The sequence below is a fragment of the Acinetobacter ihumii genome, assembly GCF_900625095.1.
Lineage (GTDB): Bacteria > Pseudomonadota > Gammaproteobacteria > Pseudomonadales > Moraxellaceae > Acinetobacter > Acinetobacter ihumii.
In genome coordinates this window covers 62,125-83,209 of record NZ_LR130760.1, presented here as the reverse complement: position 1 = coordinate 83,209, position 21,085 = coordinate 62,125, and the positions used below count along the sequence as shown (strand labels likewise).

General features: G+C 42.8%; 18 protein-coding genes. 3 read left to right on the top strand and 15 right to left on the bottom strand.

The features are described from left to right. Positions 1–5: 5 nt before the first annotated feature. The 5 genes from pcaF to E0D95_RS00415 form a co-directional block, all read right to left on the bottom strand. Positions 6–1,211: a 3-oxoadipyl-CoA thiolase gene (gene pcaF / locus E0D95_RS00435; protein WP_130802031.1), complete on the bottom strand. Its 1,206-nt coding sequence runs from the start codon at positions 1,209–1,211 to the stop codon at positions 6–8. 415 nt (positions 1,212–1,626) lie between these two features. Then, complete coding sequence (gene catJ / locus E0D95_RS00430) at positions 1,627–2,280, bottom strand: 3-oxoadipate CoA-transferase subunit B CatJ (RefSeq protein WP_130802030.1); 654 nt, start codon at positions 2,278–2,280, stop codon at positions 1,627–1,629. Positions 2,281–2,290: 10 nt separating this feature from the next. Then, positions 2,291–2,977, bottom strand: coding sequence for a 3-oxoacid CoA-transferase subunit A (locus E0D95_RS00425; RefSeq protein WP_130802029.1), 687 nt, complete (start codon positions 2,975–2,977; stop codon positions 2,291–2,293). A gap of 84 nt (positions 2,978–3,061) precedes the next feature. Next, positions 3,062–3,352: a muconolactone Delta-isomerase gene (gene catC / locus E0D95_RS00420; RefSeq protein ID WP_130802028.1), complete on the bottom strand. Its 291-nt coding sequence runs from the start codon at positions 3,350–3,352 to the stop codon at positions 3,062–3,064. A gap of 17 nt (positions 3,353–3,369) precedes the next feature. After that, positions 3,370–4,482 (bottom strand): muconate/chloromuconate family cycloisomerase, encoded by a 1,113-nt coding sequence (locus E0D95_RS00415; RefSeq protein WP_130802027.1) that lies wholly within the window; start codon positions 4,480–4,482, stop codon positions 3,370–3,372. A gap of 103 nt (positions 4,483–4,585) precedes the next feature. On the opposite strand from E0D95_RS00415, the gene catM reads away from it, so the two are divergent. Then, a complete protein-coding gene (gene catM / locus E0D95_RS00410; RefSeq protein ID WP_130802026.1) occupies positions 4,586–5,497 on the top strand; it encodes a cis,cis-muconate-binding transcription regulator CatM in 912 nt (303 codons plus the stop codon). 92 nt (positions 5,498–5,589) lie between these two features. Here the strand turns inward: catM and E0D95_RS00405 are convergent, their stop codons facing one another. From E0D95_RS00405 to benA, 8 genes are all read right to left on the bottom strand, one after another. Beyond that, entirely contained in the window at positions 5,590–7,119 is a 1,530-nt protein-coding gene (locus tag E0D95_RS00405) for a dynamin family protein (protein ID WP_130802025.1), read from the bottom strand. Beyond that, positions 7,116–8,375 (bottom strand): GTPase, encoded by a 1,260-nt coding sequence (locus tag E0D95_RS00400; RefSeq protein WP_130802024.1) that lies wholly within the window; start codon positions 8,373–8,375, stop codon positions 7,116–7,118. Before E0D95_RS00400 ends, E0D95_RS00405 begins: the two co-directional genes overlap by 4 nt. A gap of 99 nt (positions 8,376–8,474) precedes the next feature. Beyond that, positions 8,475–9,410, bottom strand: coding sequence for a catechol 1,2-dioxygenase (gene catA, locus E0D95_RS00395; protein WP_130802023.1), 936 nt, complete (start codon positions 9,408–9,410; stop codon positions 8,475–8,477). Between the two features lie 717 nt (positions 9,411–10,127). After that, the gene (gene benE, locus E0D95_RS00390; RefSeq protein WP_130802022.1) at positions 10,128–11,348 is read right to left on the bottom strand and encodes a benzoate/H(+) symporter BenE; all 1,221 of its coding nucleotides are present in this window, start codon (positions 11,346–11,348) and stop codon (positions 10,128–10,130) included. A gap of 47 nt (positions 11,349–11,395) precedes the next feature. Beyond that, the gene (locus tag E0D95_RS00385; RefSeq protein ID WP_130802021.1) at positions 11,396–12,181 is read right to left on the bottom strand and encodes a 1,6-dihydroxycyclohexa-2,4-diene-1-carboxylate dehydrogenase; all 786 of its coding nucleotides are present in this window, start codon (positions 12,179–12,181) and stop codon (positions 11,396–11,398) included. A 30-nt stretch (positions 12,182–12,211) separates the two neighbouring features. After that, on the bottom strand, positions 12,212–13,228 hold the full coding sequence (gene benC, locus E0D95_RS00380; protein ID WP_130802020.1) for a benzoate 1,2-dioxygenase electron transfer component BenC: 1,017 nt from the start codon (positions 13,226–13,228) through the stop codon (positions 12,212–12,214). 75 nt (positions 13,229–13,303) lie between these two features. Beyond that, entirely contained in the window at positions 13,304–13,813 is a 510-nt protein-coding gene (gene benB / locus E0D95_RS00375) for a benzoate 1,2-dioxygenase small subunit (RefSeq protein ID WP_130802019.1), read from the bottom strand. Next, positions 13,810–15,195: a benzoate 1,2-dioxygenase large subunit BenA gene (gene benA, locus E0D95_RS00370; protein WP_130802018.1), complete on the bottom strand. Its 1,386-nt coding sequence runs from the start codon at positions 15,193–15,195 to the stop codon at positions 13,810–13,812. Before benA ends, benB begins: the two co-directional genes overlap by 4 nt. Positions 15,196–15,385: 190 nt before the next feature. Here benA and benM point away from each other — a divergent pair, with 190 nt between their 5' ends. Then, a complete protein-coding gene (gene benM, locus E0D95_RS00365) occupies positions 15,386–16,300 on the top strand; it encodes a benzoate utilization transcription regulator BenM (protein ID WP_130802017.1) in 915 nt (304 codons plus the stop codon). Positions 16,301–16,383: 83 nt separating this feature from the next. Here the strand turns inward: benM and E0D95_RS00360 are convergent, their stop codons facing one another. After that, entirely contained in the window at positions 16,384–17,781 is a 1,398-nt protein-coding gene (locus E0D95_RS00360) for an MFS transporter (RefSeq protein WP_171478520.1), read from the bottom strand. Between the two features lie 33 nt (positions 17,782–17,814). Then, positions 17,815–19,062: an OprD family outer membrane porin gene (locus E0D95_RS00355; protein WP_130802016.1), complete on the bottom strand. Its 1,248-nt coding sequence runs from the start codon at positions 19,060–19,062 to the stop codon at positions 17,815–17,817. A gap of 545 nt (positions 19,063–19,607) precedes the next feature. On the opposite strand from E0D95_RS00355, the gene ahpF reads away from it, so the two are divergent. Continuing rightward, positions 19,608–21,085: alkyl hydroperoxide reductase subunit F (gene ahpF, locus E0D95_RS00350; protein WP_130804805.1), on the top strand; the 1,478-nt coding region annotated here is incomplete at its 3' end.

Below are 21,085 nucleotides of genomic sequence, written 5' to 3'. Positions count from 1 at the left end.
TCTCCTTAAACCCGCTCAATAATCAGGGCAATGCCCTGACCCACACCGATACACATAGAACATAGCGCATACTGACCGCCGATTTGTTCAAGCTGATTCAATGCGGTTGTGACCAAACGCGCCCCTGATGCACCCAAGGGATGACCGAGTGCAATCGCACCACCATTTGGATTAACCCGTGCATCATCATCTTGTAGACCTAAATCACGGGTACATGCCAAAGCTTGCGCTGCAAAAGCTTCATTTAGCTCAATCACATCCATCTGATCTAAAGTCATGTTGGCTTGTTTGAGTAATTTCTTAATCGCAGGCGCCGGTGCAAAACCCATAATCCGTGGTTCAATACCCACTGTGGTTGCTGCAATGATCTTGGCACGTGGTTTTAGATTGTATTGTTCAATCGCTTCATCTGATGCCATCAGTAAAGCTGCTGCACCATCGTTAATTCCTGAGGCATTGCCTGCGGTGACCGTCCCTTCTGGCTTAACCACGCCTTTGAGTTTGGCCAATGCTTCTAATGTGGTTGATGCGCGTGGATGTTCATCGGTATCGATTACCACTGGATCGCCTTTACGCTGTGGAATGCTGACAGGTACGATTTCCTTGGCAAAGTAACCTTTGGCTTGTGCTGCCGCCGTGCGTTGTTGGCTGATATAGGCAAACTGGTCTTGATCTTCACGATTAATGCCAAACTGCTCTGCCACGTTTTCAGCCGTTTGTGGCATGGTATCTACACCATACATCGCTTTGAGTTTTGGATTGATAAAACGCCAGCCCATGGTGGTGTCTTCAATCTTTTGGCTACGACCAAATGCGCCTTCTGACTTGCCCATCACATACGGTGCACGGCTCATGCTTTCGACACCGCCTGCGATGATTAAGTTGGCTTCACCTGCTTTAATGGCACGGGCTGCCATGGCAATCGCGTCCAGTGATGATCCACATAAACGATTGACTGTGGTTGCAGGGACTTCAACAGCTAAGCCTGCAAGCAGTGCTGACATACGTCCAACATTACGGTTGTCTTCACCGGCTTGATTGGCACAGCCATAGATCACATCATCGACTTGTTGCCAGTTGACGCTTGGGTTGCGTTCGATCAAGGCAGCAATCGGCAATGCACCCAGATCATCGGCACGTACAGGAGCAAGTCCACCTGCATAACGGCCAAATGGGGTACGAATCGCATCTACGATATAGGCGTTTTTCATTCTTACATTTCCATTTTTGAAATCTGGTGCTGATCGTCATCAACAACCTGCCCGAAACTTGAAAAATACTGTTTTTGCAATCACTTTCGATTTATGAAAACAGTGAACAGGTTTTGTTGATGACCAAGTTTTTGGTTACTTTTTTAAAAAAGTAATACCAATGAGCTACTGGCATTTGGCTTAAGCGGTAAGATCCCACCGTGATGCTGCCTAAGTTTTAGACTAGGCTGATATCATCACGGCTATGACTTACCAAAATATTCAGAGGTCTTCTGTGTAAGCGATGCCTCACTTTTGACAGGGCAAAAGTGACAAAACCCTTTGTTGAACAGAGGAAGCTTCCTTGCCTCCCTGCCCAACGGACGACCTCCATGTCGCCTGTCAAGATAGTTCATTACATTTAAAAACTTTTAAGTTAGATTGTCGTTGCATCAATCAACGTTGCACTCGTTAAGCTTTGTAATTCTTCAAAACTTAAACCTTCCACTTTCTCAGTCACTTTCAGCCCTTCTGGTGTGACATCGATGATGCAAAGATCGGTGTAGATGCGATCCACACATTTTTGCCCTGTAGCAGGATAAGTCAGTTCTGCCACAATCTTCGGTTCACCCTTTTTGGTGACGTGATCCGTGGTCACAAAAACTTTCTTTGCACCGACGGCCAAGTCCATGGCTCCACCCACCGATGGAATCGCATCAGGCGCACCGGTATGCCAGTTGGCAAGGTCACCATTGGCTGCAATTTGAAAAGCACCCAATACGCAGATGTCGAGGTGTCCACCACGCATCATCGCGAAGGAATCTCCATGGTGGAAGAAGCAACCGCCTTTGAGCATGGTGACGTATTCTTTGCCTGCATTGATCAGTTCTGGATCTTCTTCTCCTTGTGCAGGAGGTGGACCAAAAGCCAATAAGCCATTTTCTGAATGCAGGAAGATGTCTTTGTCCGCAGGCAGGTAACTGGCAATTTTGGTCGGTAAGCCGATGCCGAGGTTGACATAAGAACCTTCTGGGATGTCTTGTGCCACACGCTGTGCAATTTGGTCACGGCTTAGTTTTTGGTAACTCATGTCGTTCTCCTTATGCTGAAACAGGTGCTGGTGCAGCTTGTACCTGTACCACGTGTTGTACAAAGATGCCTGGGGTCACGATCACTTCTGGATCAAGTTCACCCAGCTCAACCACTTCACTGACTTGGGCAATGGTAATGTCGGCAGCCATCGCCATAATTGGACCGAAGTTGCGTGCAGATTTGCGATAGACCAGATTGCCCCATCGGTCGCCTTTATGCGCTTTAATTAAGGCGAAGTCGGCTTTAATTGGGTTTTCTAGTACGTAGTCTTTGCCTTCATATTGAACAGTCGGTTTGCCTTCTGCCAGTAGTGTTCCAAAGCCTGTTGGGGTGTAGATCGGGCCAAGTCCCATGCCTGCGGCTTGCATACGACAAGCAAGGTTACCTTGTGGTACGATTTCCAGTTCGATTTTGCCCGCACGGTACAGTTCATCAAACACGTAAGAGTCAGCTTGACGTGGGAAAGAACAAATGATTTTTTTGACTGCGCCCGCTTTGAGGAGCTTGGCCAGTCCGTAGTCGCCATTGCCTGCGTTGTTGCTGACGATGGTCAGATCTTTGAGTCCAAGTTCGATTAAGCCGTCAATCAGTTCAGCAGGCTGGCCTGCTGTTCCAAAGCCGCCAATTAATATGGTGGCTCCGTCTTTAATCTGGGAAAGCGCTTCCGAAAGGGTCGCTGCACTTTTATCTATCATGTCATCAACCTTGAGGTGAAAATGGCAAATAAAGAAGATCTATAAAAAAAGCTGAATATCATGATATTCAGCCTTGATCATTGATTAAGAATCATCATCACGAACAGATGATGGATGACGATTGAGTGGCATCACGTCAATATTCATATAAGGATAAAGTGGCAAACCCTGTAAAATATTGTGTAATTCTTCATTACTTTCAACATCAAAAATACTGATATTGGAATATTGACCTGTAATTCGCCAAATATGTCGCCATTTACCTTGACGCTGTAAATCTTGTGAATAGGCTTTTTCGACCGATTTAATTTGATTGGCCTGCTCTGCTGGCATATCAACAGGTAAATGCACATCCATACGTACTTGAAATAACATGTTTAATTTCCTCTTGCTCAATGACGGCGTAAGCGCTCGATCTTATCTTCGTCAATTTCAATACCCAAGCCAGCCGCCTCTGGCACAACCAATTCGAAGTTTTCGTACTGCAATGGTGTTTTGAGAATATTTTCAGTCAGCAATAACGGGCCAAATAATTCAGTACCAAACTCCAGTGTTTCAAAGGTACTAAACGCGTGTGCCGAAGCAATACTGCCAATTGGCCCTTCAAGCATCGTACCACCATACAGACTAATCCCTGCTAAACGTGCAATTTTTGCAACTTCACAGGCTTCAATCAGACCACCAGACTGCTCTACTTTGACCGCAAACACATCTGCACCATGCTTTTTGGCAATACGATAAGCACTATCAGGCCCCGTCAGCACTTCATCTGCCATAATCGCCACATCAAAACGTGCTGTTAGTCGTGCCAATGCATCCAGGTTTTCAATTGCACAAGGCTGTTCGATCAGATCAATACCACCTTCCTGCAATTGCTGAATGCCTTTAATGCATTCCAACTCTGACCAAGCACGATTGACATCCACGCGTACACTGATCTCTGGGCCTAAGGCTTTTTTGATGGCAATCACATGATCAACATCGTGTTGTAAGGGATTTGAACCGATTTTTAACTTAAAGGTATTGTGTCGTTTAAGCTCGATCATTTTCTGAGCTTCGGCAATATCTTTGTCGGTATCACCAGATGCCAATGTCCACAATACAGGCAAACGATCGCGTAGACGCCCACCAAGTACTTCACTTAAGGGTAAGCCCAAACGCTTGGCTTGGATATCGAGCAAAGCGGTTTGAATCGCGCACTTGGCAAAACGATTGCCATTAATACTTTTACGAATCAGCTTTAAAGTCTGTGCAACATTCAATACATTTTGGATTGAAAGCAGTAACGGTTTGAAATAAGTTTCAATATTGGCTTTGACACTTTCAGGGCTTTCTTCCCCATAGTTCAAACCACCAATCGTCGTCGCCTCTCCCCAGCCCACAATACCATCCTGAGTGGTCACTTTGACCAAAACCAGTGTCTGGGTCTGCATGGTAGTCACAGAAAGTTTGTGCGGACGAATTGTAGGAATATCGACTAAAATAGTTTCCACTGATTTATACATCGTTCCATCTTCTTTCAACAAATACTATTAACATACCTTAAATTAATGTCATAATTAAAACGATAGATAATTCGGTATTTTTGCATACTAAAAAGGTATATAAATGGAACTTAGGCACCTTAGGTATTTTGTGACGGTGGTAGAAGAACAAAGCATTTCTAAAGCAGCCGAAAAATTGTGCATTGCTCAGCCACCCTTGAGTCGCCAAATTCAAAAACTCGAAGAAGAACTCGACATTCAACTGTTTGAACGTGGTTCACGTCCCGCAAAAGTGACTGAAGCAGGCATGTTTTTTTATCAACATGCCGTGCAAATTTTAACCCATACTGCACAAGCTTCTTCCATGGCCAAAAGAATTGCAACTGTCAGCCAGACGCTACGGATTGGTTATGTCAGTTCCTTACTTTATGGATTATTACCCGAAATTATTTATCTTTTTCGGCAACAAAACCCTGAAATTCATATTGAATTGATCGAGTGCGGCACCAAAGATCAAATTAATGCCTTAAAACAGGGAAAAATTGATTTAGGCTTCGGAAGGCTTAAAATCGCTGATCCTGCGATTCGGCGCATGGTATTGCATAAAGAGCATTTAAAACTGGCCATCCATAAAAATCATGATCTGAATCAGTTTGCACAAACTGGGATTCATCTTTCTCAAATTATCGATCAGCCGATCCTGCTCTATCCTGTTTCGCAAAAGCCAAATTTCGCCACCTTTATTCAATCTCTTTTTACTGAACTCGGCTTAGTGCCGACCAAGTTTTCTGAAGTTCGAGAGATGCAACTGGCTTTGGGTTTGGTCGCAGCAGGCGAAGGAATTTGTATCGTGCCAGAATCAGCAATGGATATCGGCATGAAAAACCTAATGTATATTCCTATTTTAGATGAAGATGCTTATAGTCCTATTTCACTGGCTGTTCGCAATATGGATCATAGCAACTATATTCCTAAAATTTTATCTTGCGTTCAGGATGTTTTCGCATCACAAAATATTACCCCACTGATTGAGTAAAACATCTTGGCGTATCCTGTTGGATGTGCATCGACATTAGCGCTGCATCAGGCGATATTGAATGGCAATGAATACGCCTGATACCCTCTCATCTAATACTGGCGTAAATCTGAAGCCAATCTATTCAGATCATTACCGTGAGCAACCAACAACGCTTGCAATTGTTGAAGATCCTGTTCAATCCTGCTCAATTGCTGTTCACACTGACTGATCACTTGATCGGTGTCATGTTTGATCGCGTCATTGATCTGGCGGCAGAGTTCAGCATATAAACGATCGTGAGTAACTATACCTGCAACCCTTTCATAGCTGAGATGTGGATGAGCTTCAAGTTGAATATGAGGCATGGTATGCAGACGATAATCTGCCAATTGTTGTTGGACGTGTTGATCACGTGCCTCCGCCAACCACTGGTTTAGTGTTGTGTAGACCTGATCGATTGCCTGCGTTGATGCATGCTGTTCAAGTAACTGCGGTAGTTCGGGTAATACGCTTTTCCAGACTTGTTCTGCAATACGACGTTGCTGTTGCAATAATGCTGTTTGCATATGATGAAGACTGAGTTGCACTTGATCCGAGATCGGTTGTATATCCTGAACAAATGCCTCAAGCACTTGTTCTTGTAAATGATGTAAAAACACTTCTGCGGGTTTACGTTGTTTATAGCATAAAGCGGGTTGAATCATCTCTAACAGTGCCGCAAACAACCGCTCAAACCCCGCCTCAGTCATGGCTTTTTGATTCATATCGGCTTGACGCGCCATTTGCGTAGAGATCGATACTGGCGCTTTGAGCAAATGAACATCTACCGCCATTTCCCGTAGTTTATCTTCAGCTCGTGCTTTTACATCGGCTTCTTGTAAGCGACGTTGCGCGACAGGTTTATTGCACAATACCGTGCAAATTTCACCATCGACTTCATCTTCTTCTACTTGATCACTTCGGGTAATCACTGGAAATAAAGGCTTGTGCCGTTTTAACTCTCGGGCCAATGCGTGTAGTTCTTGTACCTGTCCCGGTGAGGTAGAACTACTGAGCCATAACATGCCATCAGCACTATCAATAAAACGTTGTGTCAATGCTGCATTTTCGGCTGTCGCGGAATGCAGACCCGGCGTATCCAGCAATACCAATCTTTCGCCCAAACAAACGCCTTGCAATTGTGCTGTGGTTTCGGTCGCACCTTCACGCAGTAAGGCTTCGCTATAGTGAATCTGCTCGTGCTGTACATAAAAATAGCGTACGGACTGCCCTTGGCGACGAAAACATTCTGCCAAAAGATTACACAAAGAGCTTTTGCCTGCATTAAATTTACCAAAGACCAAGAGCATGACTTTATCGTGAAACGCATCTGCCACCGATTGGGCCTCAGCGAGTTCAGCCCATTTCAAGTCCCAAAGCCGAATTTGCTCAATCACTTGCTGATTCATCAGCGCAATCTGTTGGGCCAAAGTAGATACAGGTTGCAATCCACTCACATCAAAAGCAATCGTGCTTAAACCATGTGCAAAACGCTGTTGCCATTGTTGTAAACGATCCAACATCGAACTTAAGTCAGTTTGTGCTGCGCTAATGCGCTGTGTCTGTTCAATAAAATGCTGTAATTGTCCGCCACTGGTCATGTTACATCCTCCAACATTTGCAATGCTGCTTGTGCCTGCATGATCAGATCAAGCTGTTTTTCAATCTGTTTTAACTGCGCCAACAAAGCTTCACGGCCTGTTGATTTTTCAAAATAAAAAGCAAACTCGCGCTGCAATCTTTCTCGTTCAACATCGCTATAAAACAACCTGCGTAAATGTTCACGGAATTTCACCGAGATCCCAAACACGGCAACAATCACCGTATCCAGACTTTTGACATGGGTTTGCTGATCTTCTGGCAACCCGACCACACCATGCCGAATCAGATGGCTATTGATCTCAATACATGCACGAGAGTAGGCAATCTGCACTTTGGCACGTTGCTGTTTACCTGCGGTATTTTTAAACATCGTTGCAAATGAATCAGGCACTAAAGCATCATCCTGACCCTGAATATCCAAAATAGGCTGTAAATCTTCACGGATTTTATCTAAAATTTTGATCAAACCTTGATCAAAATTCTGACGTTGCTGGCGTTGCGTCTGTTGTAATTGTTGCTGTAACCGCTGTTGTTCCGTCTGTAATTGCTCCAGTTGTTGCTGCATCCCTGAAAACAATTGATTTTTTTCATACTGACGCGCATCTGGCACTTGGCGAATGGCGCGTTCAATCGCCTGCTGTAAGGCCACAATCCCACTTTTTTCAACCAGCAAGTTTTTGCCTTTTTCAATCCCCTGACGATGCCGTGTCGCCGATACCGATAAAGCATTTAAGCTTGGAACCTGCGTGGCAATCGACTGTTGGATCTGTGCCAATATCTGCGGATCTGGCATTTGATCAATCTGTGTCAGCACCAATAGAGTTTGGCGTTGGCTCGATTGAAAATCATGCACGAATTGCTGTAAGAGTTGATGCTCAAGAGCATCTAGCTCGCCCTCACGTACCGAGTGTACGAAAAGACGGATATCCGCCTGTGTCCATACCGCATTAAACGCATGCTCATCATCAACTGCGGCAACATCCGCATCGAGTCCGGGTGCATCTAACCAGCTCACATTATCATGAATATGTTCGGCAAGATGAATGGTTTCACGCTTATCGGCAACAGAGAAAATATCATGCCCAATCAGTTCATTGAGCAATCGGCTTTTTCCATGATTATATTTTCCTATCACCGTGATGGTCGGACCAGTATTTGCTACGATTAATCGTTGTAGCCTTGCCAAATCGGTGACACGATCAGGAAGTACCGCTAAAATAGCGTTTACAACACCATCAAAACTTTGCATATCCATTTGCTGATCTCTTTGCCTAACTTACGCTTCCCTACAAATGAATCAGGCCAGTGATTGATCCACTAGCCTGAACTTTATTTTCAATTTTAAAACCTGTGTTTACACAGCAAGACGTGGGCGGTCTACCACTTGGTTATCCACCCCATCGACCAAACGCGTCAATTTCAGATCAAATACCATTTCAGCAAATGGGCCTTCTACATCATTGGCTTTTATAATAGCTTCATCAGTATGTTCAATCGCCTCAACCACCAAACCTTCACGTGTTGCATAAGCAAAGTCATCATAGGTGTACGGGTCACCCGCGACATTAATTTGCGTGGTTAATTTGCGATGTCCGTCCGCAGAAACAAAGTAGTGAATATGCGCAGGACGATTACCATGACGACCCAATTGATTTAACAACTGTTGTGTTGGGCCTTCTGGTGGGCAGCCATAACCCGCAGGTAAAATCGTGCGTACACGGTATTGACCATTGTCATCGGTAATAATGCTACGGCGCATATTAAATGCTTGCTGTTCACCTGTCGGATCAAAGTGTGAATAAAAACCTTTGGTATTGGCATGCCAGATTTCGACTTTTGCATTTGGCAATGGCTTGCCCTCTGCATCATAAATTGTACCGTGTAAAATCAAGGTATGACCATTTGGATCACTACCATCATCCATACGACTATAACCGACTGCCTCAGGCGCACCTGCAACGTAAAGCGGGCCTTCAATGGTACGTGGCGTCGTGTTTTCAATGCCTAATGCCGCATCTTCGGCATCCATACGCAAATCAAGATAATGGTCAAAACCCAATCCCGGTGAAAGTAAACCTGCTTCTTGATTGGCTCCTAATTGATTCAGATAGGCCACACCTGCCCAATATTCATCGGAAGTGATATTGAGATCTTCAATCGCTTTATATAAATCTGACAAAATACGATGCATAATCTGTTTGGTTCTTGGATTACCGCCTTCTTGTTCCAAACCACTGGCTACGCGTAGAAAATCTTGTACTTCCTGAGTATCGAATATTTTTACATCCATGGCTGTCTCCTTGAAATCGCCAAAATGAATACATAGGGTGGCTTACTCTGCTCGCCCTACTTGCAAGCAACTCCAACATTGAGCATGGTCATATCACAATAAATTTAGCGATCAAGATTGGGCTGTTTTATTGTGTAATGGCAAATGCGTTCTGGATATGCAGCTTGCTTTTATCTGTTCCTTAAGCATCACTGTATCGAAAAAGCTGATTTTATCCAACACCCATAAAAGTATGTTTTTATACTTTTTAGATATGCTATTTTATTTTTAGTTTTTAAAGATATCTCCAAAAATTCACAATAAAAAATCATGTACATTTTAATAAATTCATTATTTTTCAAAAAATTAAAATACAAAAACATCTTCTCAATCTTATATTTTAATGTGTTAAGCAACAGAGCTTTAGTAAGTCAATGTTTTATCTTAATATCATAAAAGGAATATTAACTTAGACCAAAGGCAGACCTTGAGTAAAAGCCAAATCAGACGATATGCGACCGATTTCTATAAAGAAAAATGACTTTAAATGATTAGAATAATCTCATCCTAAACCTGACGGTCAGCATAATTTAAGCTTTTATCTGGGGTAAATCGTCAGTCCATCATGTGATTCAAATAGTTATGTCAAAGCCGCCGCTTAGCATCAAAGCAGCATTTCCATTAAAACGCTGCTTTTTAGCAATTGCGCTGCATTTCTGCTGAACTTTACTTATATAATTAATTTGAATCTGAGGAAGATTGAGGAACTGCCACAAGAACGCTATGACGTTTGATCAGAATCAGATAAGCCAACATCCCAATACACATTCCCCAAAAGACTGAACTTAAACCCAGAAAATGCATCCCCGACACCGTGGCCAGAAAGGTAATCAGCGCCGCTTCACGTTGCGTATCTTCCTGCATTGCCATACGAATATTGGTGGCAATTGCACCCAACAACGCCAGCCCTGCCAGTGCTGCAACCAACTCTTTGGGAAGCAAGCTAAAAAGAGCCACGATACTACCCGCAAACACCCCACCTAAAATATAAAACAGACCGTTTGCGACCCCTGCGATATAACGCTTATCTTTGCGTTCATGCACATCTTTGCCCATACATAAGGCCGCAGTAATCGATGCCAATACAATGGTAATCCCCCCCACACATGCCACTGCAAGCGATGCAAGGCTGGCCGAAGCAATAATCGGTTTGGCGGGAACATCATAATCACTGAGTTTTAAAATCGCCATACCCGGTAAAAACTGCCCGGTTAAACTGACTAAAATTAAAGGAATTGCCAGATTGAGGGTGGAATACCATGACCATTCAGGTCGAATCAATTGTGGAATTGCTAAATGCAAATCCATGCTGACAGGATTCATTTTACCCAATAAGAAACTCAGCGCGACACCACATAACAGTACCCACAGCATGCTATACCGCGGTGAAAATCGTCGAGCCAATAAATAGCATAACAACATACTCAACACGATCAGTGGCAAAGAGTCGGTCGCGTGAAAAAGACCAAGTCCAAACTGAAATAAAATACCCGCCATCATCCCTGCGGCAATTCCTTGTGGAATCCATTTCAGCAATTTATCAAAATAGCCTGTCATTCCCACGATTAAAATCACAATGGCGGCCGTAATATAGGCCGCAACTGCTTCATTTAAACTGATATTGGGAAATAAGCTGACCAGTAGCGCAGTACCCGGTGCTGACCACGCGGTAATGATCGGTGTTTTAAAACGAATGGATAAATAAATCCCAGTTAGCGCAGCCCCGATAGAAATTCCCCAAATCCAAGAGATCATCATTTCGGGTGAAACTTGCGCCTTCTGAGCGGCCTGAAAAAAGATAATCAATGGCCCAGAATAAGAGATTAGTACAGCTAAAAAACCAGCCACAGTCGCAGATAACGACCAATCCTGTTTTAAGGTTTTCAACAGGGATGTCATATTGCCTCCTTGCAGAATCATCCTGTTATTTTTGAGAAATGATCAGCTTAACCCTGATCACCTCCACCGACTGGAATCACACTACCCGTGATATAGGAAGATTCGTCTGAGGCCAAAAATACAATGGCATTGACTTGTTCTTCAATATTGCCATATCGACCTAAAAAAGTACGATCAATGGTTTGATCGACCACTTGCTGCATCCATGTCTTTTCATTTTCAGACAATGGATGGGCATTACGTGGAATTTTACGCGGCGGAGCTTCGGTTCCTCCTGTCGCAATCGCATTGACGCGAATCCCATCTTGCGCATGTTCAAAAGCCAAAGAAGCCGTTAGCGCATTTACCCCACCTTTGGAAGCAGAATACGGTATACGATTAATTCCCCGTGTGGCAATAGACGAAACATTAACGATCGTGCCTTTTTGATTTTTAATCATTTCAGGGAGTACGGCACGGCAACACCACAGCGTTGGAAATAATGAGCGATTCACTTCTTTGATAATTTCCTCCTCAGTAAACTCCTGAAAAGGTTTCATCCAGATCGCACCACCGACATTATTAATCAGGATATCGACTCGACCATACTGTTCAATGCTATGCGCCACTACAGCCTGTGCGCCCGCATAAGTTTCCAGATCGGCATGAATACAACTGACCGTTGCACCCAAGTTTTGGCATTGCTGCACCACTTCATCCACCAGATCAGAACGATCAGCCAAGACCAATATGCCACCTTCTGCGGCAATTCGCAGTGCAACTCCTTGACCAATGCCTTGTGCTGCGCCAGTGACAATGACGACTTTTTGATTAAAGCGCTGCATTTGAGTCATGTTTTGCTCCATATGATTCAGGCCACAAAATTAATTGGCAGAGAATTTTTCAAACAGGAAATTGGCAGGTTGGATGCCTTCCGTATCGAGCCAGCCGCGTACCGCCTCAACCATAGGCACTGGGCCACACAGATAGATATCGACATCGCCGCCATTGAGCCAGTCATTTTCAATATGACCTGTGACATAACCTTTACGTTGATGTTGACTGTCTGCATGCGCCACCACGGTACGATATTCAAACCACGGCAATTTCTGCTGAAGGTCGTTTAATTTTTCAATCGCCACCAAGTCAAAATCATTGGTTACGCCAAAAACAAGGCGTACTGGATGTTCGGAGCCTTTTTCTTCGAGTACTTGCAGCATGGACATAAACGGCGCAATGCCCGTACCTCCCGCTAACATCAATACAGGACGCGTTACATGACGCAAATAGAAGCTCCCAAATGGCCCAGTAAAGCTCATTTTGTCGCCTGCTTTGGCCTGTTTACTCAAAAAATCACTCATCTTGCCATTGGGTACATTACGCACCACAAAACCTGTCAAGCGATGACCCGGTTTAGAGCTAAATGAATAGGAACGTGTTTCTTCGGTTCCTGGAATCCCGACATTGACATATTGTCCTGCAAGGAAATGAATATCAGGCTGACCTTCATCCAGTTCAATATCGAAAGTGATGGTGGAGTCGGACAGATTTTCAACCCGCGCCAATGTGCCTTCAAAACGATGAATTTTGGTTTTACATACGTCCGATGACGCTTGTATTTGAAAGACTGCATCTGACGTCGGACGACATTGGCAAGCTAAAATATAGCCCTGTTCTGCTTCTTCTGGGGTTAAGGCATCTTCAATATAGTTATCTTCAGGCATGTCATAACTGCCTGATTCACAAAATGCCCGACAGGTTCCACATGCACCTTCACGGCAATCGAGTGGAATATTGATTTGCTGACGATACGCAGCATCAGATAAAGTTTCGCCTTGCGCGACACGAATAAAACGGGTAACGCCATCTTCAAATTGAAGTGCTACATGATGGTTTGACATGGCATGAATCCTAAAAAACGATTGAAATTTGAGATCTCAGCCAACGATCCATTTGGCTGAGGCTGATCTCTTTTTTTAGATATGGTAGACATCAATCACTTGATTGATGTAGTCATTTTTAAGTACCACATACTTGCTCAGGATTTTTGGGCTTTCCCCTGAAAAATCGATCACATAGCGTGACATGCCAAAGTAGCTGAAGCTGTTTTTATAACGGAAACTCAAGGTATTCCAGTTAAAACGGACGGTGGCTTGATCACCTTCGCGAGCTTCAATTTCAACATTGCTGATATTGTGTGAAGTCCGTGTATCAGGCATGGTGGCTGACGAGCGTTCGGTTTTGATACGAAATACTCGATCTTCCAACCCCTGTCGGTCAGGGTAATAAATCAGTGAAATTTCTGATTGAGGATCTTCAGTGAGTTGATCATTGTCATCCCAAGCAGGCATCCAGAAAGAAGCTTCGGGTGCATAGCATTCTAGCCATTGATCCCATTGTTCATCATCCAGAAAACGCGCTTCGCGATATAAAAATTGGCAGACCTTCTCAATCGTAATTTTATCTAGGCTTGCTGAAACGTTCATGCAGTCTCTCCTTGACTTGAGGCAAACTCTTTTTCAGCCGCAATCGCCTGTTTCATGGTTTGAAGCCAGTATTGATGCTGTGCGAGGTACAATCCTTCATCTTCGGTTTTGATACCACTAATGGCTGGCTTTAAGCCGATTTCATTGGCCGCATCATCTGGCCCATAAATCCAGTGTTTTGAGCCGCGACACATGTCGTTCCATTCCAGATCAATCCCTGCATAACCTGCCTGACAAGCACGGAATTCTTCAAGATCATCAGGCGTTGCCATCCCCGATGCATTAAAGAAATCTTCGTATTGGCGAATACGGCGTGTACGCGCTTCTGTTTCTTCACCCACAGGCGCAATACAGTAAATCGTAACTTCAGTTTTATTGACCGAAATTGGACGTAATACTCGAATCTGTGAGCCAAACTGATCCATCAAATAGACATTTGGATAAAGGCATAAATTGCGCGAACGCTCAATCATCCATTTGGACATCGGCGCGCCAAACTTCTCGGTATATTCTGCTGCTTTAGGGAAGTTCGGACGGTCTTCTGGATTGCCCCATTGGGTCCAGAGCAACATATGTCCATGCTCAAAACCATAAGAACCACCGCCCTGTTTGCCCCATGAACCCGCACTCATCGCACGAATATTATCGCCCGCCTGAGTTTCCTTACGATGTTGCGTGGTTGCGGCATAGTTCCAATGCACCGCAGAAACATGATAACCATCAGCACCATTTTCAGCAGTCAGTTTCCAGTTGCCTTCATAGGTATAGGTGGATGAGCCGCGTAAAACTTCCAGACCTTGCTCAGATTGATCGACAATCATGTCGATAATCTTGCTGGTTTCACCTAAAAATTCTGGCAGTGAAGGCACCTCTGGATTCAGACTTCCGAATAGGAAACCTTTATAACTTTCAAAACGTGCGACTTTTTTCAGGTCATGCGAACCTTCTTTATTAAAGCAATCCGAATAACCTGCATCACTTGGATCTTTAACTTTCAGTAATTTACCTGAGTTATTGAATGTCCAGCCATGAAACGGACAGGTATAGGTTGCTTTATTGCCGCGCTTGTAACGGCACAATTGCGCACCACGATGCGAACAGGCATTGATCATGGCATTCAGCTCGCCATTGCGATTACGTGCAATCAGAATCGGCTGACGACCCATATAAGTGGTGTAATAATCATTGTTATTTGGAATCTGGCTTTCATGTGCCAAGTACACCCAATTGCCCTCAAAGATATACTTCATTTCAAGGTCAAATAAGGCTTGATCTGTAAACACTGAACGGTGAAGTTTAAATTCACCTGTTTCGATATTATCAACAAGTAATTCATCAATACGGTCAAGATGGCTAGTATTAATGACGGGAATACGTGGCATATCCTTTCTCCAACATTCCAGAATAAAAAAGTCCTATAAATGAGCTTCAAGATCTGTACTCAGTTAAAATTTAACTGGGCAATCCTTAGGTCCTATGATCAATGATTCTCACTTGTTTATACCTTAAAAGAATGTTTTAATAAATTCAAACACATTATTTGTATACTAAAATACCTTTGGAGTATTTTAAATGGAACTTAGACATTTACGGTATTTTGTTGCAGTGGTCGAAGAACAAAGCTTTACCAAAGCCGCAGATAAACTGTGTATCGCACAGCCGCCATTAAGCCGACAAATCCAGAATCTTGAAGAAGAACTAGGTTTACAACTGCTCGAACGCGGCAGCCGCCCTGTCAAAACCACCTCTGTCGGTCAGTTTTTTTATCAATACGCTGTTAAACTTTTGTCGAATGCCGATCAAATGGTGTCGATGACGAAACGTATCGCTTCAGTCGAAGCCACCATTAAAATTGGATTTGTCGGTTCATTATTGTTTGGATTATTGCCGCGTATTATTTATTTATATCGTCAGGCGCATCCCAATCTAAAAATTGAATTGTATGAAATGGGCACCAATGCCCAAATTGAAGCGCTTAAAGATGGACGGATTGATGTCGGCTTTGGACGGCTCAAAATTAGTGATCCTGCGATCAAACGAACTTTGCTCAGAAATGAGCGCTTGATGGTGGCAGTACATGCCAGCCACCCACTCAATCGCATGAAAGAAACTGGGTTGAATCTGGCTGATATCGTTGATGAACGAATTTTACTTTATCCAAGCACGGCCAAGCCCAATTTTTCGAGCCATGTACTCTCGATCTTTTCTGAACACGGACTCGAACCGACCAAACTCAATGATGTCCGTGAAGTACAATTGGCTTTGGGACTGGTGGCAGCAGGCGAAGGCATTTGTATTGTTCCAGAGAGTACCACCAGTATTCAATTATATAACTTAAGCTATGTGCCTTTGCTTGATCCTGATGCCATTAGCCCAATTTTTATTGCCGCACGGAATATGGAAGAAAGTACCTATCTCTACTCTATGCTTGAAACCATTCGCCAAATTTATGCCTACGAAGGTTTTCCCAACAATGCCCTGATGTAAATCAAGGCCTGTTGTTTGCAACAGACCTTGCTTCTTGATTGAAGAATGCAGTATTGAGGACTGCATTCAACTGGTTTTTTGATTTATTGCACAGCAGGCTCAGACATTTTTGCCTTTGCCTGTGGATCAGCGGGGACGCTGTCCTGCTGATCGGCATGATAAGCCCGACGATCATTAATCAAAAACACCGTTACAATCCCAATCACCGCAGGAATACTCAGTGCCAGAAAATTATAAAAATGTGGCAGTTGCAATGACAATAACCAGCCTGTCAGGATCGGCCCGAGAATAGCACCGACACGCCCCATGCCAAGCCCCCAGCCAATCCCTGTTGAGCGGATATTTGGCGCATAGAAACGCGCCATATAGGCGAGCAACATAATTTGTGTACCAATCGAAGCCGCCCCTGCACAAGCAATCAGCACATATAACACCACACTATCAAACTGGAATGACAGCAGACTTAATGACACTGCACCCAATAACAACAGTGCCATCGTGACATATTTCACATTATAACGATCACCCAGATAACCGCCCAAAATCGAGCCAATCATGCCACCGACATTGAGTGAAAATAAAAACACCAAGCTTTTTGACAGATTATAACCTGCTTCGATCATGAGTTTTGGCAACCAGTTGCCAAGCGCATACACCATGATTAAGGTCATAAAAATCGAACACCAAAACATCACCGTACTAAAAGCACGTTGCTCGGTAAAAATCATTTTAATCGGTGCTTGAGCCTGCGTTTGATTACTGGCATTTAACACAAATATATGGTCTGGCTGATTTTGATAGCTCGGCACGAGTCTGGATAAAATATAACGCACTGTTTCATCCTTTTTCTTACGCACCAGATAGTCAATCGACTCAGGTAATAACTTCATAAGTGGCAATAAAATAATTAATGGAATCCCGGCAATCATAAACATGATTTTCCAGCCATATACAGGAACGAGGACGGAACCCAAAGCTGCGGCCGCCATACCCCCAATCGCATAACCACTAAACATTAAGGTCACAAAGAAACTCTTAAATTTCTTCGGTGCATATTCACTGACCAAAGCAATGACATTCGGCATCACCCCACCAATCCCAACCCCTGCCAAAAAGCGAAAAATGGCAAATTGAGTGGTGGTTTTAGAGAAACCACAAAGTACCGTACAAAGGCTAAATAAAATAATACAGACCGCGATCACCTTTTTACGACTGATATTCAGATGTTCTAATTTATCCGCCATGGTACCGAAGATCAGCGCACCAAACATCATGCCAAATAACGCAACACTTCCAATAAAACCCGCGGTGACGGGATCAATGGCCCACTCTTTCATCAATAAAGGCAAAGCCACGCCATAAATCACCAAATCATATCCATCAAAAATAATGATCAGGGTACTTAAGATAATCACACGCCAATGAAATGGGGTGAGTTTGGATTCATCAATCATCTGATTGACATTGATTTCCTTGGACATCTTTTCCTCCTTCCCTAAGGAATATTTAAATCTTTAGAATTTCTTGGTGTAGCTTAAAAACACACGATTTTCATCAAAATCATTGCCATAACGGACTCTGTAAGGAATGTATAACCACTGGAATGCCACACCTTTCAAGGCAGGATTCTGAAAGGCATAGTTCACAATCAGATTGGTTTCTTGTTCTTTATTGCGCTGCCCCTGTGCACTTTTAAAATCATAGCCATAGACATGTTTCAACATGACATTTAAGCCAGGTACATGATCTTTAAAATCATAGCCATACATAAAATGGAAAGACTTTTCGTTTTCCTTGAAAAACCCAGTCGCGTTCCAGTTAATAAAATAGGTTTCAGGCAAAAAACCATCAGGTAAAGGATAGGTATCTCCGATAATTTGTTGATAACCTACGCCCATCGTGTGGTTTTTATATTTAGCAATCTCTAATAGACCAATATTTTGGCTATCAATCTCATAGTTTTTATTATCTTCACTGGCTTTAAAGTATTTAAGCTTAGACGTTAGCGATAAATCTGAAGAAAATTTAGTGATATATTCCGCACCCAGATAATGTTTATTGTACAGATTATCCAGATTACCAAAATAATATTCTAATTTTAAGTTTTGAATAGGTTGATATTTGAGATCAATATAATTCAAACCATCTGAATAATAAGTCATGCCATTTTTAGTAAATGAAAGCTTATGAAACCCTTCCTGATTACGTGGTGAAACTTTACTGATGACCCCAATTTCACCACTCAATTGTTCCGTAAGCTTCGAGTTTAAACTCACCCCTTGATAAGAAGCCAATAATTGACGACTACGATCCACTGCGGTTACAGGAAGATCAGGCCACAACTCACCGACACGTAGCTCAGTTTGATCATATTTGAGCTTGAGTGTTCCGCCATATTTCAAAAAATCACGGGCTTGTTTTTTCTCTTCCTTATCAAAAGGTAATACGGTATCTGCAACACCTTTATCATGACTTAAACGTACTGCATATTGAACCGTGCCATCCACACCAATGTATAAGTTTTCAATTGGTGTCGAGTAATAATCCGACTTATAAAACAAGGAAGCACTTTGCGACCAGCTGCCAAAATCCTTAACAGCACTATTGTCAAAATTACGATCAATATAGGCATTTTTTAAATTAAAGGTCCAATTATCTTCGGCATAGCCTGATATTGAAAATAATGTAGAGACCCCGATTACACTAAACACAATTCCATTTTTATATGCATTTAAATTGAATGCTGATTTCAAATTCAACATAACTTCATCCGTAAGTTAAATAATGATCTTCCCGACCAGTTCGTAGAAAATATAATTAGAAATTCAATTTATGTTTTTTATTATGCGCTGTCGATACACGTAAAAACATATATTTATACTTTTTAAGTATATTTGATGACTCAATATTATGAAGTAAAAAAAGACATTCAACGTAAAAAGAAAAAATGTAATAAAATGAGATTTTATTGAAAAAACAAATAGAAAAATTTATAAAAAATAGTATGAGAAAAAGTCATTATAGTATGAATAATATATCAAAATATTAGTCATTTAATCATTATGTGATAATAACCTATATTTTATGTAATCTTATTATCTTTACTACAATACAGACATAACCTGGCAGAGTAAAACTTGAAGTGCGACATAAACCACCTAATTAATTTAAAGGGTTTATGGAGTATATAAAATTGTCATACCATCATCTTAACTTTGAAGATCGTACTGCATTAATGCTTGAGTCAAGAAAAGTTTTATCGTAATATTCTCAACAAGTTAAAAATTTACTCCTTTGGAGATTTAAAATGTTAGACCAAAACATCAAAACTCAGTTAAAAGCCTACTTGGAACGTTTAGAAAGTCCAATCGAATTGGTTGCTGCGCTGGATGATTCAGACAAAGCTGCCAAAATCAAAGAATTGGTCACTGAAATTGCTGAACTTTCTGATCAAGTCACGGCGCGTTTTGACGGACAGAATACTCGTCGTCCAAGTTTTGGGATTGCTAAAGTCGGTGAACAACCTCGTGTGTTCTTTGCTGGTTTACCGATGGGGCATGAGTTTACTTCTTTAATCTTAGCCTTGTTGCAAACTTCAGGTTATGCACCGAAGGTCTCTGATGAAGTTTTAAATCAGATCAAAAGCTTAAACTTAACAGCCAACTTTGATGTATTTGTGTCTTTAAGCTGTCATAACTGTCCAGATGTAGTACAGGCACTGAATCTGATTGCAATTTATAATCCAAATACCACTGCGACCATGATTGATGGTGCCTTCTTCCAAGACGAAGTGGAAGAGCGCAAAATCATGGCTGTACCGATGGTATTCCAAGATGGCAATCACATTGGTCAAGGTCGTATGACTTTGGAAGAAATTGTGGCGAAACTGGATAGTGGTGTAGCAGAAAAAGATGCTGCGGCAATCAACGCCAAAGCAGCGTTTGATGTATTGGTGGTGGGTGCTGGCCCTGCGGGTGGTACAGCCGCGATTTATGCAGCGCGTAAAGGCATTCGTACTGGCATGATTGCAGAACGTTTTGGTGGTCAGGTGATGGACACCATGGACATTGAAAACTTCACCTCAGTGCAAAAAACTGTAGGACCACAGTTTGCGGCGGATATGGAAAAACATGTGCGTGAGTACGATGTCGATATCATGAATCTGCAACGTGTCAGTAAAATTGTGGGTGCTGATCAAACGGCTTCAGGTTTGGTTGAAGTTGAACTTGAAAATGGTGCGAAAGTTGAATCGAAAACTGTGATTTTATCGACTGGTGCACGTTGGAGAAAAATGGGCGTTCCGGGTGAACAGGAATATGCCACTCGTGGTGTTGCCTACTGTCCACACTGTGATGGTCCACTGTTTAAAGGTAAGAAAGTCGCGGTGATTGGAGGGGGTAACTCTGGTGTTGAAGCAGCGATTGATTTAGCAGGCATTGTTGAACATGTGACTTTGGTGGAGTTTGATACTAAGCTCCGTGCTGACCAAGTACTGCAAGACAAATTGAATAGTTTGCCCAATGCGACCGTCATAACCCATGCGCTTTCAACAGAAGTGGTCGGTGATGGTGCTCAGGTCACGGCGTTGAAATATAAAGACCGTGCTACAGACACTGAACATAGCATAGAGCTTGCAGGGATCTTTGTACAGATTGGTTTATTACCGAACACCGATTTCTTAAAAGGTTCGGTGGAGTTAAGCCCACGTGGTGAGATTATCATCAATGAGCGTAATGAAACCAATGTTGCAGGGGTATTTGCAGCGGGTGACTGTACCACTGTGCC